Origin of the sequence: Streptomyces sp. ActVer (assembly GCF_027270795.1) — a bacterium.
Classification (GTDB): domain Bacteria; phylum Actinomycetota; class Actinomycetes; order Streptomycetales; family Streptomycetaceae; genus Streptomyces; species Streptomyces umbrinus_A.
Window position 1 is genome coordinate 1 of record NZ_JAPWHT010000976.1, and the last position, 762, is coordinate 762.

Below are 762 nucleotides of genomic sequence, written 5' to 3' on the forward strand. Positions count from 1 at the left end.
GAGGCCCCCCCCCGTGGACACCCCTCACCGTGAAAGCAGGACCACGTGCTGACCGTCGACTTCTCCCGGTTTCCGCTTGCTCCGGGGGACCGTGTGCTGGATCTCGGGTGCGGGGCGGGACGCCACGCCTTCGAGTGCTACCGGCGCGGCGCGCACGTCGTGGCGCTGGACCAGAACGGGGAGGAGATCCGCGAGGTCGCCAAGTGGTTCGCCGCGATGAAGGAGGCGGGCGAGGCGCCGGCGGGCGCGACCGCCACCGCCATGGAGGGTGACGCGCTCCAACTCCCCTTCCCCGACGAGTCGTTCGACGTCGTCATCATCTCCGAGGTGATGGAGCACATCCCGGACGACAAGGGCGTACTCGCCGAGATGGTCCGCGTGCTCAAGCCCGGCGGGCGGATAGCCATCACGGTCCCGCGCTACGGGCCCGAGAAGGTCTGCTGGACGCTCTCGGACGCGTACCACGAGGTCGAGGGCGGCCACATCCGCATCTACAAGGCGGACGAACTGCTCGGCAGGATCCGCGAGGCCGGCCTGCGGCCGTACGGCACGCATCACGCCCACGCGCTGCACAGCCCCTATTGGTGGCTGAAGTGCGCGTTCGGCGTCGACAACGACAAGGCGCTGCCGGTGCGGGCGTACCACAAGCTCCTCGTCTGGGACATCATGAAGAAACCCCTCGCCACCCGGGTCGCCGAACAGGCGCTGAACCCGCTGATCGGCAAGAGCTTCGTGGCCTACGCGACCAAGCCCCACCTGCCT

General features: G+C 69.0%; 1 protein-coding gene. It reads left to right on the forward strand.

Annotated features, from left to right (window positions below; translation table 11 throughout):
• Positions 1-45: 45 nt before the first annotated feature.
• Positions 46-762 (forward strand): class I SAM-dependent methyltransferase (locus O3Q52_RS53705; protein WP_269655629.1); only part of this gene is annotated, 717 nt, incomplete at its 3' end.